The organism is Peribacillus sp. FSL M8-0224 (assembly GCF_038003055.1).
In the GTDB taxonomy this organism is placed as follows: Bacteria; Bacillota; Bacilli; order Bacillales; family DSM-1321; genus Peribacillus; species Peribacillus frigoritolerans.
The window spans coordinates 4,068,180-4,085,077 of the sequence record NZ_JBBOOJ010000001.1 but is presented as its reverse complement, the minus strand read 5'-3'; the positions used below and the strand labels follow the sequence as shown (position 1 = coordinate 4,085,077).

The following is a 16,898-nucleotide window of genomic DNA, read 5'->3' as shown; positions in this document are numbered from 1 at the left end:
AAGGGAGAGAAGATCATGACTGCAGTTGCAATCGAACACCAGTTAACGGATAAACAGGAGGAAGTCGTCAATTATGAAGGCGAGGAATTATTACTAAAGGGGATCGCCGGGAGCGGTAAAACAACTGTGCTACTTAGGAAAGCACGGAAAATGATTGAAAAGGATCCATCCGTTAGGATTGGCCTTTTTACCTATAATAAAACGTTAAGTCAATATGCTAAGAAGATTGCTGAGCAAATTGGACCGAATAATTTATTTGTCTATACCTTTCATGGCTGGGCATATGGAGCATTGCGTGATGCATTGAAAAGAAGTAGGTTGATTGTTACAAGCACAAGAGATCAAAAGGAATACTTGAAAAATGCCATGGCTATTATTAGAAAGGAATCCAAGCATCGTTTTGTCATTGAAGAGAAATTCGGTGAATTCTTAGGCGAGGAGATTTCATGGATTAAAGGGAAAGGGATTAAGAATCTAATAGAATACCAAACTGTATCACGTGCCGGACGAGGCAGTTCAATTAGGGTGACGAAACTGGATCGAAAGGTTATTTATGGTATTTTCGAAGAGTACGAGAGGGTGAAGAGAAACGCAAGAAAAATGGATTATGATGACTTTGCGTTGACGTTACTGGAAAATAAGGAAAAGATAAAGGATACATTTAAGTTTGATCAAGTCATGATTGATGAAGGTCAGGATTTACAACAAGTACAGCTGATGCTGTTACGGTCCATTGCCAAAAAAGGATTTGTTGTTGCCGCGGATAAGGGGCAGAAGATTTACAAGACGTCTTTTTCATGGAAAGAAATTGGTATTAATATACTTGGAGGAAGAACGAAAATTTTACAAAACTCCTTCCGGTCGACGAAACAGATTATTCAAATGGCTCATAGTCTGCAATTACATGATTCTATTGTCAAGGACGAGGAATATGTTGCCACAATTTTACCGGAATACACCGGTCCTGTGCCAGATGTATTTCAATGTGATTCAAAAGAAAAACAAGATGCCGCAATTGTAACCACAATAAAAACCTTTTTGCAGGAGAATCCTGATAAAACTATTGGAGTTCTTTCAAGGGGCTGGAAAAGTATCAATAGGCTTTACTATGGATTGCAAGCTGAATCGATTCCACATGAGTTTATTAAAAAGGAACAAGGTGATGTCCATACTCCCGGGGTTAAACTTACAACTTTCCACTCCGCAAAGGGTTTGGAATTTGATTACGTTATTATCTTAGATTTATTTGAGGATAATGGTGATAAAGAACTTCAGGATGAGGAATACATGGAAGTCGAACGCCGTCTTCTCTATGTATCGATTACACGTGCCAAAACGTATTTACAGCTCTATTATTATGACCAACCCTCCTCACTGCTGAAGGAGATTGATTCTAATTTATACATAAAGCATAAAATTTAAGGAACTAATAGGTTGGACTGGGATAATAAGGAATCATGATTCTTTCTTTTATAAGCAATGCCCCGGAAACTTGCCGGGGTTTTATGTTTGGATAAAAGACAGAAATGATTAGTATACAAATGAATCTATGACATATTTAAATAATCCTTTTTATCCCAGATAAATCTTCAATAAAAATTGCTTACAAATTAAACCTTGAACAGTTTTGCAAAACGTATGGATAAAAAAGAGAAAAATGAGAAATCCTCATCACTCCATTTTTTTAAAACATTTTCTGTATGAACTTTTACTTGTTTTTAAAGCGATTTGTAAAAGAAATGAATTTTAGTCTATCTATATTATGAAACCCAATGGATGTACAATTTATCCAAGAGTTGAGAACTATTTAAATTGCTTAATGATATCTACTCCTTTCGAAATATGAATAAGAAATAGTAAATATCATTTCTTATTGAACTAATTGTGCGTGTGCTTAAATTTCTTTAAAGCCGCTTTTACTTTATTATACTGAGGGAGTACAAGAGTTTGGTTCAACAATTGGCCAATTTATTAATGAAAATGTTGTTATTTTTAAAACTGAAATGGTACATTAAGATTAGCAAACCACATTTTGGACTTTCAATTAAAGTCGTGCAAAAGTTCTTTTTTTCACAGGCGATCAAGTCCTTATCACGGACGCTTATTTATTGGCATCATATAGTGCCTTTGATACGAGATGCTTGTATAATTTAGATAAAAAGAAATGAAAAGAGAACCATTAAATCAGGATGTTTAAAGGTTAATCATCAAATTTTTGGCAGTGTAAAAGATAAATAAACTGATGAAAATAAATGGAAATAGGAGAAGAAAATGAAACTGAAGATTCATTCCCATAATTTCGCTGAGAATATTCTATCTCAAGAGCCATTTAAACAAACATACGATGAGCTAATGAATATTTGCAAACAAGCCCCAATTCCTATATATAAAAATAAATCCGCGAATCAAAAGAAACTGGATGTAATTCAACAAATTATAGATTCATATTTAAATCTAAGACTAAAATCCGATGGCTGGAACCATGATGAGCATTTTCCTGTAAATGATAAGGAATATTTAACGATTGACTATAAAAAAAATGTTTCAAAAGAGGAACAAGACTATAATATTCATCTTGAAGTTGAATTTGGAAACGTAGCCAGCACTTATCGGAACTATTTTAAACTCCAATTTTTAAATTATAAAAAAAGTAATAATATTGGTGTGTTAATATTACCAACGGAAAGTTTGTCAAAGCGCATAGACAGTGGAATTGCAACCTATGAAAAAACTGTGGGTGAACTGGAATCGGCTAATGGTATTTTTAATTTCCCGATTTTAGTGATAGGTTTAGACTATAATGAAGATGATGAACTACCACTGAATACAGGTGAGCTTACATTGAAAGAACTCCAAAGCAAATCCAATATTAAGCATGAAATGTTTGTTAGGGATTTTATTAAGAATATTAAAGCATGAATAATTAATGGATGAGGTCATGCTAATTAAATAGTGGAAAATTATGGCGACTGACCTTTGGTTGGTTGCTTTTTTTTGTCTTAATCAAAAATTGGGTATACATTAAAGCATTTATTCTTGAATTATTCAAATGGAATTCGTATGACAAATTAATCTGGATTGTACAACAAACTTAAACTTTGGAAAACAAATGGATTATTACTCTAGGACCATTGTAAACCGTTTGCTATAATTAAACATGAAACTATAAGTATATAGTTTCATGTTTAATTTTTTCAAGGTAGAAAATGATCAGTGTTCATTTTTTGAATATATATTTTTATAGGCTTTTAAAAAATCTATAGACATACTGAGGTGTTTTAGTAATTGCAGAATAATAATTTTGGATTTTTAGAGGGGAAGTTTCCGAAATTAGCGGAAATTGGTCGGCAGATTGAAGATGTCTTTTATAATGATCCACAAACGGTTTTAATAAAAGGAAGAATATTTTCTGAAGAGCTATTGAAAGAAATTGCTAAGCAACATGAAGAGATTGAAAATATAAGCTACTTAAAATTGGTGGAACGGATCCAGCTTCTAGAGAAAGAGGAGATTTTAACAAAGGATATTGCAAGATCCTTCGATACAATTCGTTATTTAGGGAATAAAGGAACACATGAATTCATTGATAATGATTTGGAAAATGCCTTCAAGATGCATAAACGGTTGTTTGAAGTATCAGTTTGGTTCATGGAACTATATGGGGATTATTCATTTGTTGCACAAAAATATAAATATCCTCAACCGAAGAGTGATTTGGATATATTTAGTGAACTTGAGGAAAAGACCTCAAGCTTAGAGAAAAAATTGGAATTAATATTGACAGCATCCAAAGCTGCTGCTGCGACAGTTGAAACTGAGAGCGAAGTCCCTGTAAATCGGGAAAGTACGCCACAGCCTAATCTCGTATATGAGAAAGAAATAAGTGACCAATTTGAATTCACTCTTAAAGAAGGAGAAAGTTATTTACTTAAAGAGCTATCGAAACTTAAGGAGTCTTCGCAAGAGGCCATCGAGAATTCAAATCAATTTAGTGGTTTTAAAGAATATTTACATGTGAAAAGGTCGATTCAAGATGATTTGGAGCAGGCATTGAATAGGTCAGTAAGTAGGAATCAGGCTCAGTTGATTTTCTTGTGTGGAAGTGTTGGTGATGGAAAATCCCATTTGCTGGCATATTTGAAAAATAAATATCCTGACTTGGTAAATCAGTTCATGATTCATAACGATGCCACCGAGAGTTTTGATCCGCAAAAGAGTTCTTTGGATACATTGGCTGAAATTTTGAAGCCTTTCAGTGATGAAAAAATTGAAGGTGCCCAAGATAAATTGATTTTGGCCATTAATCTGGGAGTCCTGAATAACTTCATGGAATCAACTTATGCGTTGGAAAACTTCAAAATATTATCTGAATTCATTAAAGCGGCCAATGTCTTTGAAACTTCAACCATTACGGAAAACAAAGAGAATGACAACTTTCATTTAATCAGTTTTAGCGATTATCAACCCTTTGAATTAACGGCAAGTGAATCTGTTTCGGAATATTATTCAACCCTTTTAGAGCGTTTAGTGAATAACACGGAGGAAAATCCTTTCTACCGCGCGTACTTAAGGGATAAGGAAAGGATAAAAGGTTTCTTTATCACTAACTATGAATTACTGATGTTGCCGGAAATTAGGAAAGGAATAGTGGATTTGCTAATTCAGGCTATCATCAAGCATAAAATGATCATTTCAACACGATCTTTACTCAATTTCATTCATGATATCATGGTGCCGGCTAATCAGGAAGTGGATTATATTAATTCTGATGCTGTTCAAAAGACGGAAGGTCTACTTCCTTACCTTCTTTTCGAAGGAAAGGATCGCTCTCATTTGTTGTCAGTGATTTCAGCATTGGACCCAATTCATAAGCGTACGGATGTAGTCGATCAAATATTGATTGAATTGAATAATTCATTGGATATCAAGGATACCTTTCATAAGTATATTGACCTGTCTTCCCTTGGAGATTGGGCAAAGGAAATAGAGGGTGTTGGAGCATTCCATGAATTAACGGATGCCTCTCGTCATCTGTATAATAAGGCGTTAATCCGCTTGGCCTATTTTTTATCCAATGAAGTCAAGAAGGTCTTTGTGGACAGCGACTACAAGGAATATCTTTCATATTTATATCATTTTAATATAGGGGATAGGAATGGTTTGAGAAGGATAACGAATTTATTGAAAGAATCCATTTTCCTTTGGAACGGTACACCAAAGAATGATTATGTATATATAGATAAATCGAATGAAAACATTCAAGTGGCACAATCATTAATGATCAAACCTTATTTTGAACATTTGGAAAGTGGTGCCGATGGTGTATTAAATAGGTTTCATTTGACGATTCGTTTAGCTTTTGGTGATGAATCAAGGAGAAATCCTTTCTTTATGGAAATCGATTATCCATTATATGAAATGCTGGTTAAGTTGTCAAAAGGATATCGTCCCAATAAGAAGGATAAAGAGGATTGCATTCAATATGTTGAATTTATAGATAAAATCATGCAGCACGGAAATAGGGAAAAGGAGTTATTATTCGTAAACCTTCAATCCAATAAAGCGTTTAAATTGATTTATGATGATGACTACGAAGAATTTACGTTCAGAAGGGATTAAGTGATGGTTGAGCAGAAAAATTTACAAGAATTAAGGGATTCCTTATCTATCAAGCCTGATAATGCAGGACTTAAACATACAATCAATCGTAAGAGTACCTTTTTGCCATTTACCACAAGAGGTACGGAGCGACCTAAATTCCGTAAGGGATTTGAAGGCGTTTTAGGTGAGTTTACCCGTAATATTTCATCAAATCATTTGAAGGAAAAGTTGAATCTTGAGGATTTAATTAAAAATATTAGCAAGGTAGTCGATGTTTCAGAAGAAGATAAACCATTCTTTGAACAAATACTTCGCCTATTTTTACATGATAAAAAGGGGAATATAAAAGTGTTCCATCCTCACGTTTTTCAATACTTGCCCTTTAATGAAGGGCCGGAAATGAAAGGGGAACAGGAGATAGCAAAATTTTTGTCCGATGTCTTGATTGAAGCGGATAAAGAATTCGGGAAAATGTTTGAAAAGAATTCATCTGATGATTTAGTGGCGAAGCTAGTATTGCATCAACTTTCCGGGGTTGAGAAGACTGATGCTAAAATTAAGTATTCAAGCAAACTTCCATACATTTCGAAGATGTTTAAAGAGGATTTCTTGTTCTTGGTGCAACATGAGGATTACTTTAAAAGTCATTATGAAATATTCTTAAGCTATTATTACTTTTTGTATATTACCCAATTGACTTTAAAGATGTCTCAAAAAGGAAAAGGAAAACTCGATTCAAACAATGAAGTTTTTTACACTTTAGATTGGGAAGCAACGAGTAAAAATCGTAAAAGCTATGGTTATGGTTATCAGATGATAAAGGAAGCCGCACGTACTCTATTGATTGATATCAATAATTTAGAGCATTTGAATTTCCTGATGGGAACGGATGATTCCCAGAGTTATTCTGAACTGCAGCTGACATATGAACAGTTACCTTCTGAAGAAAAAGAGGTGCTATTGGGCCTGCTTAATCAATGGATAGTGGAGTATCGCTTTCATCTAGCTCTACCCGAACAAAACTTACCTGAGAATTTAACATATGAAGATCTGGTTGCAAAGTTATATTCAAGCATTGAAGAGGCATACGAAAAGCCGACGATGCAAGGTCCACGAAATCGGTATAGTTTGTCAATTGAAGAAATCGGAAAAAAGTTCTTCCTGAAAACAAGGGGTTCATTAGGTTACATGTTGAATGTTAGCCAGGATTTATTATTGTTGTTAACTGCACTTAGTTTAAAAAAAGAACGAAAGTCATTAAAGCAGGTTTTCCTTGATTTGGAACTCCGAGGCATATATTTAGATAGATATTCCCGGGAAGAAATCGTTAGATTATATGATAAATTGAATTTGTTAGACAAAAAGAGTGATAGTGGGGATGCCCAATATGTTAAACCAATTTTATAAATACCTATCAGAGAAATTAATCAATTATTTTAATCAAGTCACTTTACAAGGTGGAGAACGCTTTTATCTTCAATTTGATAATGAGGAACAAGTTAAAGCGTTTTACAAGTTCCTGGAATCTGATGAAACATCAGGCATTTTTAGATATCAGCATCATCAAGGCTCCCCGTATACAACTTTTTCGCTTAAATCCGGAAGAGTGAAAATCGTCGTTGCGGCAACTTCCGAAAATGTGACCCCCGATTTCTTGGTAACACTTCGGAATCAAGTGGGGGAACAGAAGGGAATTTGGTCAGGAACTGCATTACTGAGCATTTGTCATGAAACACTGGACAGTATAAGGGGTGGAAGTAGTGACTTACAAAAAGAAGGGATGCCTTTCAATGTAAAGTCAATATTAAGGACTTTGAAAGAAGAAATCGAAAAGAATAAGTTCCTAGCAGCCGATCAAAAAGAGTTGTTGAAATTTCACCTTAACAAGAAATTGGAAGAATCTTTTATTCAATCATCATTATGGGATTATGAAGAGATACTAGGCTTCCTATCACAAGGACAGATAAAAAAAGAAGACTATTCCCATTTAGGACTTTTCTATGACGGGAAATTGGATCAGTATCCTCAAAGCCAAATGAAAAAAAGATTGGAAGAAAACTATGCTTTATTCGAAAAAGTGCAACATATACATGAATATGAAAACCTTCAAAACCAGTTGGAAAAAATATTTGATGATAAAGGTGTCCAAGCCTTACGCAAGGAAAGTTGGAATGAACTAGACTATGGATTTGTGAAGGAATCAGCCGAAAATGTAGTAACTGGACGGACTCTTGGTTATATTGAAAGTCCGAAAAAGAAATCCAGTGAAGGGTTATTCTATTGGGAAAAGCCTCACAAAGATACCAAGGTTGGCCAAAGAAAGCGGCATTTGATTGTTTTTAATACAACAAAAGAAAGCCAAGTAAATCTTACCTTTGAATTTGATGAGCGTCTAAAAAAAGAATTCATCCATAAAAAATCCGAAAACTTGTGTAGTGTATCAGGGAAAAAGCTAGTGATCTCCCTAGCTCATGAACCTAATAGCACCACTTTCCACCAAGTCGTCTATACACATAACAATCAATCGAAATCCAAGTATGATTTCAATATTGCCATTGTTGAATGCGACCAGGATTTCTTGGGGGAAATTAAAACGCTATATGAAGTCAATAGTAAAACCAAAAAGATTATTTTAAATAAAAAAGACGAAATGATTACCTTTGGAGATAAAGATTCTGGTAGGAATGAAATATTCGTTGAAGAAGAAAACCAAGTCATCATGGAATCGGATCAAGGGATTGAAATTTCAAATGCCTCTTCAGCTTGGAATGATGATAACTTACATTTCCAGATACAAAAAAATGGAGCCCTAATTCCATTCAATATAAAGGAAGAAATTTCTAGGATAACTCCCATTACGGGAAGCAGAATATGGAAACTAAAAAGGGAGCAGTTAGAGGATTTCCATTATGATGTCGAAAATAATAAGCTAAAACAAAACACACGTGAGTTTTCGGCACGTGAGGAGATAAAAATATATTTGTTGGATGAAAAAGAGTGGGTGGGTAAAGGACTTTTTCATGCGAAGCGAGAGGTGACTGGGCTCGAAGGTTTTAGTCTGGACTTAAACGTGGAAATTGAACAGGCTTATAACGAATTGCTTGGGTATTATAAATCGCAAAACTTATTACCTAGTCTTTCATATATGAACGAAGAGCTTTTCGATTTATCCTTAAAGTACGTAAATTCTTTCATCGAATTGATTTCGGGAATTCAGGAGAATGTAATTTTGGCGGAACGATCCAAGAACTTATTTAAACTTGGAACGATCATAGAGGAAGATAAAATTTCATTTACACCTTTACACCCTTTGAATGTAGCATACCAATTGGAAATCAATAAAAGGTTGAAGAATGAGCCAATAGAATTGCATATTTTGGATAGGCTGCATCCCAATAATTTACTTCCATATATTTATGGGGAGGATAAAGAGATCTATCGCCCTATAAATCAAAAAGATGCTCCAGAATGGATGATTTATGAGCCGATGCAAAAAGTGGCAATAGGCGAATCAAATGCGTTTCTAGCTAATGTAGTGGAGGAGAAATTAAATCAATTCGTACAGCACTTCCCTTTTCTATTTTTAAAACAATCAAAATCGCCCATTCAAATAAATGTAATTAACATCAGTAATGATCATGAGGTAGTTAGAGGACTCATCAATTTCATCAAAAAGCAAATTGATAAAAAAGGTGCATCTGAAATCGTTCCGATTGAAGTTGCCCTTTATGATGATAAAGGTTCCGTCAGTGCCTTCGAAAAGTTTTCCATGAATGATAATGTGGAAGAATTTGAAGCAACTTTCAATGTATCATTAACAACCAAAAAATTGGATGCAGTCGATGTTTTAAGGTTGATTCGGGAAAATGTGCTCTATTATAAACCATTGAATGTAAATGAATATGGCTATGCCCATATTTCCTTTTATAAAATGATATCGAACGATTCACCAGCTAAAAATAAAATCCAGGATATAGATACGGGCTTGTCATTGAAAGGGCTTCTTTCATCCATATCATTCTTGGAAACGGAGAAGGATTATCGTACTGGTTTTGGATTGAAGAACGCTGAACATCAAACCAATGAACTTATCTCTATTGCCATATGTTTGAATGAGTTAGCCAGCAACCTGGATAGCGGAGGTACCAACCCTTATCGTAAGGATGAAACAATCGTTACAAGAACAGCCAATTATGATGAAGATATACTAAATCAATTGTATGATACATCTTATTGGGTGACTTTTATCGAACCTAATGTCGATTTGAACTTTTTCCAAAGTGCATCCCGGAACCTATTGGTAATTCATTATAGTGATCAATATTCGTCCTCCACACAATATGATGCAATCACCGTAACGGATAAATCAGCACAATATAAATTAATAATCGAGCAATATCTAGCTGGTCAGGAAATCAATGCTCAGCCAAGTCAAATTGAAACGGCAATTCGTGGGTTCAATAGCTTAAATGGTGAGTGGCTACTCCGGATAATTGGCAGTAAAGGACACTTTTCCCGAGAAAAGTTAAGTATCATTTCAGCGATACGTTATATCCTCAGTACTTTGGATCACGAAAACATTCTTTGGGTGCCTATATCATTGGAGGAAGTATTGCGTATTGCAGGAGCAGTAAGGTTAACGAAAAGTGAAGGTGTATTTTCTGCGAAAAACCTTAATGTCAAAGGTATGCATAGTGATGATTTGCTTTTAATCGGCATTGAAACCAGAGGTGAGGATACCTTTGTGCATTATTATCCAGTAGAAGTGAAAATAGGTTTTAATCAAGAATCGACCATTGTTAAAGCGAAAGAGCAAATTAACAAAACTCAACAATTGTTTAAAACGCAATTAGCCAAATATAATGAGGATGACCAAGCTTTATTCAAAAATGAATTCTTTAGGAACTTCTTCATCCAATTGTTATTGTCTAATGCTGAGAAATTGATCGATAATGATATCTGGCCCGAAAAGGATTACTCCCGAATCCATTCCCTGAAAGAAAAATTGTTGAATGATGATTATCAATTAAGTAATCATCTTCAACCGTTTATCGGAAAAGGAGCGGTGTTATCCTTTAAGAAGGAACAAACATGGAGATCGGTTAGACTGGATGATGATATTTTGGTCGTCGATTTAACTGAGGATGATGGATATTCAGGTGTGATCACTGAGATTGAAACCCTTAAAACGAATATAAGAACCGAAAAAACAGACATTAAATCAGAAAGTTTACTGTTCCATAAATATCGATTTAAGATAGCGGATTCCACTGATCCACTGCCCAACGGTGTTACAGGGAAAACTGGTTTAGAAACACCAAAAGCAAAACCAAAACCAGAACCAGAACTAGAACCAGAACTAGAACCAGTTATCGTAGACCCAACTTTTCCAAACATTCCTGAGTTGAAGGATGTTAGAGTTCTTTTAGGAACTGTAGAAGGGTCCTCGAAAAAAGTGTACTGGGAATACGGTCATCGGGAACTAGCAAATCGCCATATTTTGATTTCTGGGAAGTCAGGACAGGGAAAAAGTTATTTCATTCAATGCTTATTATTGGAATTATCGAGAAGCGGGATTTCCAACATCATTTTTGATTATACGGATGGATTTAAAAATTCTAAACTTGAACCACAATTCAAAGAGCAATTAAGTGGTAGTTTGGAACAATTCCTGGTTGCAAGGGATAAGTTCCCGATCAACCCTTTCAAGCGTAATCAAAAGGAACTTGATGAGGATGAATACATGGATGAGGATAACACGGACATTGCTGAACGAATTAAAGGTGTGTTCTCGTCGGTATACAAAGATTTGGGAATCCAACAGCAAAATGCCATTTATGAAGCGGTACTTCGCGGGTTGGATAAGTATGGGGACAGCATGAATTTAGAACTGCTTTTAGTGGAACTTGGAGAGGACAATACAGGTCCAGCCAAAACTGCGCGGTCCCAAATCAAGCCACTTATAGATAAAAATCCATTCAAGAGCGATGGTGAATATAATTGGCAAGAAATTTTATCTCAAAAAGGTAAAGTGTTCATAGTTCAGCTAACAGGCTATAATCGGGATGTTCAGATGATGATTACTGAATTCATTTTGTGGGATTTATGGAATTATCAATTAAATCATGGAGATAAGACGAAACCTTTGGCTGTCATTTTAGACGAAGCCCAAAATTTGGATCATCGTGAAAAGTCTCCAAGCGCTAAAATTTTGTCGGAAGGAAGAAAGTTTGGGTGGTCAGGTTGGTATGCCACTCAATCATTCAGAGGACAGTTTACCATCGATGAAATTTCCAGGTTGCAAGGTTCGAGTCAAAAAGTTAATTTTATGCCACCTGAAAATGAAATTAGTTCAATAGCCGCCAATCTTGCTCAAGATAGTCATGCAAGAAAAGAATGGGAACGCAAATTATCCACATTAAAAAAAGGGCAATGTGTCGTTTCGGGACCTATGCTTCAGGACGATGGTACATTGAAACATAGTATGCCGATTGTAATTGATATAAGTTCATTGGATGAAAGATTGGAATGAAATACAGAAGGCTCCTGTTTTCTAGGAGCCTTTTAATATTTTTATTTTGTCTATCGTCCTGATATCATTTACATGGTATCTTTTCTTAAGTAATGCTGAGGCATTTATATTATTTTAATTGTCTATAGTATGGGATTTAAAAATGGAATCATTAATTCTTTTACTATTACTTCTTTACACTTTAAAATGATAGAGATAGGATGTATAATATTAAACTATTATATTCAGTAGCAAAAAAAAAAATTTTATAAAATATTTAAGGTAATCCTTGATTCTTTAGGGGATTATCATTCATTATAGGTATAAAAGCCGAAAGGATGTTCGGTCATGATAAATGCAATTGAATTGTTTGCGGGGGTCGGGGGGTTTCGCCGTGGCCTAGAAGCTGCAAAAGGATTTGATGTGGTTTGGGGTAACCAATGGGAACCATCAAAAAAATCACAGGATGCTTTTGAATGTTATGCAAGACGGTTCAAAAAAGGCGTTCACTCCAACGAAGATATTACAACAGTTGACGAAAAGATGTTTGTAAATAAAGGGATTGAATTAATTGTAGGCGGATTTCCCTGTCAAGATTATTCAGTTGCCAGGGGCCTTTCCGGAGAAAAGGGAATCCAAGGTAAAAAAGGGGTGCTTTTCTGGGAAATAATGAGGCTAGTGGATGGAATCAGGCCAAAGTATATCTTGCTGGAAAATGTGGACAGATTATTGAAGTCACCATCGAAACAGCGGGGAAGGGACTTTTCCATCATGCTGGCAAGCTTCAGGGATAAGAATTATTCGGTTGAGTGGAGAGTCGTCAATGCCGCGGAGTATGGACAAGCCCAGAGGCGACGCAGGGTCTTCATTTTTGCAATCAGGAACGATACGCCGTATGCCATAAGCAGATTTAACGAAGGTGAAGCCGTCATGCTGCATGAGCGAGGTTTCTTCGCAAATGCATTCCCGGTGAAGTTGGAAATTTCCACAAAGCATAAGCCCGATTGTTTCATGATGGAAGAAGATCTTTTGGAAATATCGGATTCATTCTCGAAGACTTATTTGAATGCAGGGATAATGAGAAATGGCAAGGTTTATACTGAGCAACTGGTTCCCATTGAGGAGAAACCACGTATGTTAGGTGAAATCTTACAGTCAGGTGTCGATGAAAAGTATTATTTGAACGCAAATGCAATCGAGAAGTTTAAAGATTTTAAAGGGCCGAAAAAGATTGAGAGGGTCGCTGCGACTGGACATAAATATACCTTCTCCGAAGGTGGGATGGCTTTCCCGGATCCTTTGGATAAGCCTGGCCGTACGATGCTGACAAGTGAAGGTACAGTGAATCGGAGTAGCCATGTGGTTGAAGATCCTGAAACGAAAAGGATGCGCATCCTGACCCCGGTAGAATGTGAACGATTGAATGGATTCCCTGATTATTGGACGGAAGGAATGTCCGAACGGATGAGGTACTTCTGTATGGGAAATGCTTTGGTTGTCGGACTGATCGAAAGAATGGCCAAGCGAATTCTCGAAATCGAGGAAGAAGATGTGGAAGCCATTAAGGTGAATCCACAACAATTACAACTTAGTATATATTAAATTTTAAATGGTTCCTGGCTAATGGTCAGGGACCATTTTTATTGTGCCACATCTTCCTTGGCATTATCGATGAAAGTGGTGATTTTTTCGATGGTATTATCAAAATCCTTCCTTACCTCATGCTCCCAGATTCGTAAGATATGCCAATTTCCATCTGTATAATAATTTGTGATTTCTAAATCGCGTTCCTGGTTTCTCTCAAGCTTCTTCACCCAGAAATCTATATTGCTCTTTGGCATTTTTCCATGTATCGGGCAAAAGTGCCAAAAGCACGAATCGATGAATATGACGACCTTATACTTTTTGATGGCGATGTCTGGTGTTCCCATCATTCCCCTGACATTCCTCCTGAATCTATACCCCCTGTGCCATAGTTCATGTGAAACGAACGTTTCCAGCTTCGAAACGGCTTTAATGGATGACATGATTTTACTCCGGGTTTCTTTCGTCTCTGGTAATCGTGCTTTATTTGCCATTTGAAGAATCCCCTTTCAGCAAAGAAGTGTTGTCCTTTATTCCTTTACTTTATTAGTACCAATCCTTCCGATTTATAAACATCATTAATGTTTATATAACTTGATTCACTTACAATTTAAGGTAAAAGAAGAAATAACCTGTATATAAAATTTGATTCATATATAATGGTATATATGCACTATTTTGGAGTTTAATTAAGGGGGGGACCCATTGGTAGAAGATATAGAATATTCCTATGTTTATTATGTGGACCATAAAGAGGCGGGGGAACAGAAACTTTTCCTATACAGACTTCTGAAGAGGGGAATAAAAGTATTTTTATTCACGAACGGAATGATAGACTTTGCTGATTATTGCGAAATTGGTAAATACAAAAAGGCGAAGTTATACCAGGAGATGATTTGTATTGGGCATCCCATTCAGAAAGCAATCCAGATTAAGGATGGTCAAGGACTCGATCACCTTGATTCAATTATAGCTACCTATCCAGATTTTAATGTGGAACAATATCGAATTGAACATGCACCCCATGAGAAAAACATAATGGCGAAGGCTGGCGCCGGCACGGGAAAAACGACGGTCATGATTGACAGAATACTCTATTTGTTATTGAAAGCGAAAGTTGACCCTGCTGAGATTGTCATGATTACTTTCACCAAGGATGCCGCACATAATATGTATACAAAATTAAGAGAGAATCTTTTTAAGCGGTACCACCTGACAGGCCAACTGGAATTGTTAACTGTGATAGAGAATTTAAATAAGGTCCGAATTCAGACTATCGATTCATTCTGTAAATCTCTTTTGAAGGAAATCGGTTCATTAAGGGGCTTCGGGTTGAATGTACGATTACGCAGTTTCAAAATGGATAAGAAGAAGTGGATTGAAGAGGAATTGGATTCCTATCTCAAGGCAGAATTGGCGAATGGAGAAGAGAGCATACAAGTTCTAATCTCTCCACTGAAAGTATATGAGTTGGTCGATACCCTTCTTAGCTTTTGGGAAAAATTCGAACAAAAAGGTTTTTCCACAGATGAAATCCTTCATGAAGTGGAGTTTGGAGAAGCGGATGGACCCCATCAGAAGATTAATGACCTGATTCAGACTGTTATAAGGAATGTGGAACGAAGGTTTGCTATCGAGAAAGAAACGTTGAATGCTGTGACTGTCAATGACCTGACACGGCAAATCGATCAAATAAGGCATGACCACGGTATGGAGGCTTTTCAGAACTTGTCCAATCCGATTTCGTACCTATTCGTGGATGAATTCCAGGATAGCGATGATGTACAAATTCGACTGATAGGCACAATTCAGGAAGCATTTTCGGCAACCTTATTTGTGGTGGGAGATGTCAAACAGTCCATTTATCGGTTCAGGGGTGCAAACCATACTGCATTCACCAGGTTGAAGGAAAAGCTGGATGAACGCGGAGTGGAAATCGATGATTCGGAATACGCGTTGACGAAAAACTACCGGACAACTAAACCTCTTCTAGGGCAAATGGGTGAATACTTTACACAATGGGGTGAAAAAGGCTTCCTGAAATATGGAATGGAAGGCGACATTCTGCAGGGAGTGAAGGACGACAATCGGGAAGAACCACTTACTATAGAGCGCAGAAGAGAAGATACGAAGGAGAACATGAAAACATATATCATGCCATTTGTTAAGGAAAGGTTCAAAATACTGAAAGAATCAAATAGCCAGAAACCAAGCGAGGATAAAGGGAAGATGGCTATATTGACAAGGACCATCGAAGAGGCAAGATTAATGGATAAATGGTGCAGGGAATTAGATTTGATGGCAAAACTTGAAGTCGGAGGCGGTTTTTTCACTTCGAAACCTGTGAGACAATTTTTCTCGCTTGTCTTAGCCCTTCTATATCCGGATAACGGTAAATACTTAGCGAACCTAGTTTATGGACCATATGGACAGGCCCAAAAATATATCTTGCATAAGGTCATCTCAGTAGAAGGTCATGACCAGGATGCGATTAGTGCCATTAAGGGGGCCACTAATTTCCCCTTTGAAGATTATGCTAGTCGGCTAGCTTCCCAGCCTGTTCTTTCTGTTCTCAGGTCGGTCATTTTGGAGAGAAAACCTTATGATTGGGTATTTTCCAGGAAGGTAGATGAATTGAGGGATAAAGCTTCCTATGAATACACGGATGATTATATTTTTCAGGAGGCTGCTGGGTATACGAATAATTATGAGCTTGCAATAGGTAAGCTATTTGAAATGTTGCATCAAAAATTTTCTGAAGATTTCGTTTCCCTTTATCAGATAGCTTCATGGCTGCAAGTGCAGATAGCAACTAACCGTGAGGAAGAAGATTTAATGTTGACGGATGGAAAAGTCATGGATTACATTCATATCTTGACTGTCCATCGAGCGAAAGGACTTGAATTCGATACGGTCATTATACCGTTCACGGAAAGGCTTTTCACCACTTCTTTCAGTAATATCATTTTTGATGAAGCAAGGAAAGAGATAGGCTGGAAAATCAACAAGCCTGGGTATGGATTGAAGGAAAATAGTAATTTCCAATCCATGAATAACCTTGAAGACCGAGAGTCGATTCAGGAGGAAACCAGATTGCTTTATGTTGCAATGACAAGGGCAAAGAAAGAACTGGTCATCATCAGGAATATGAAAAATGATTCCTTTAACTGGACTTGGTCGAAGCTTTTAACTCAAAATTAGA

At 36.4% G+C, this 16,898-nt stretch carries 8 protein-coding genes; 7 read left to right on the top strand and 1 reads right to left on the bottom strand.

Going from position 1 to position 16,898, the window contains the following annotated elements; genetic code table 11:
• Positions 1-15: 15 nt before the first annotated feature.
• From MKX49_RS19635 to dcm, 6 genes are all read left to right on the top strand, one after another.
• A complete protein-coding gene (locus tag MKX49_RS19635; RefSeq protein WP_330501566.1) occupies positions 16-1,422 on the top strand; it encodes an ATP-dependent helicase in 1,407 nt (468 codons plus the stop codon).
• An 849-nt stretch (positions 1,423-2,271) separates the two neighbouring features.
• Positions 2,272-2,919: a BglII/BstYI family type II restriction endonuclease gene (locus MKX49_RS19630; RefSeq protein WP_330501565.1), complete on the top strand. Its 648-nt coding sequence runs from the start codon at positions 2,272-2,274 to the stop codon at positions 2,917-2,919.
• Between the two features lie 366 nt (positions 2,920-3,285).
• Entirely contained in the window at positions 3,286-5,619 is a 2,334-nt protein-coding gene (dptF, locus tag MKX49_RS19625) for a DNA phosphorothioation-dependent restriction protein DptF (RefSeq protein ID WP_340877437.1), read from the top strand.
• A 3-nt stretch (positions 5,620-5,622) separates the two neighbouring features.
• Positions 5,623-7,008, top strand: coding sequence for a DNA phosphorothioation-dependent restriction protein DptG (gene dptG / locus MKX49_RS19620; protein WP_340877436.1), 1,386 nt, complete (start codon positions 5,623-5,625; stop codon positions 7,006-7,008).
• A complete protein-coding gene (gene dptH, locus MKX49_RS19615) occupies positions 6,989-12,133 on the top strand; it encodes a DNA phosphorothioation-dependent restriction protein DptH (RefSeq protein ID WP_340877435.1) in 5,145 nt (1,714 codons plus the stop codon). Before dptG ends, dptH begins: the two co-directional genes overlap by 20 nt.
• A gap of 327 nt (positions 12,134-12,460) precedes the next feature.
• Positions 12,461-13,714 (top strand): DNA (cytosine-5-)-methyltransferase, encoded by a 1,254-nt coding sequence (gene dcm, locus MKX49_RS19610; RefSeq protein ID WP_340877434.1) that lies wholly within the window; start codon positions 12,461-12,463, stop codon positions 13,712-13,714.
• Positions 13,715-13,752: 38 nt separating this feature from the next.
• Here the strand turns inward: dcm and MKX49_RS19605 are convergent, their stop codons facing one another.
• Positions 13,753-14,190 (bottom strand): very short patch repair endonuclease, encoded by a 438-nt coding sequence (locus MKX49_RS19605; protein WP_340877433.1) that lies wholly within the window; start codon positions 14,188-14,190, stop codon positions 13,753-13,755.
• A 211-nt stretch (positions 14,191-14,401) separates the two neighbouring features.
• Between MKX49_RS19605 and MKX49_RS19600 the strand changes: the two genes are divergently transcribed.
• On the top strand, positions 14,402-16,897 hold the full coding sequence (locus tag MKX49_RS19600) for a UvrD-helicase domain-containing protein (protein WP_340877432.1): 2,496 nt from the start codon (positions 14,402-14,404) through the stop codon (positions 16,895-16,897).
• The last annotated feature ends 1 nt before the right edge of the window (position 16,898 follow it).

Coding starts and splice junctions, on each gene's coding strand:
- dptG (WP_340877436.1), top strand. CDS start 5,623: ATGGTTGAGCAGAAAAATTTACAAGAATTAAGGGATTCCTTATCTATC.
- dcm (WP_340877434.1), top strand. CDS start 12,461: ATGATAAATGCAATTGAATTGTTTGCGGGGGTCGGGGGGTTTCGCCGT.
- dptH (WP_340877435.1), top strand. CDS start 6,989: ATGTTAAACCAATTTTATAAATACCTATCAGAGAAATTAATCAATTAT.
- MKX49_RS19635 (WP_330501566.1), top strand. CDS start 16: ATGACTGCAGTTGCAATCGAACACCAGTTAACGGATAAACAGGAGGAA.
- MKX49_RS19630 (WP_330501565.1), top strand. CDS start 2,272: ATGAAACTGAAGATTCATTCCCATAATTTCGCTGAGAATATTCTATCT.
- MKX49_RS19605 (WP_340877433.1), bottom strand. CDS start 14,190: ATGGCAAATAAAGCACGATTACCAGAGACGAAAGAAACCCGGAGTAAA.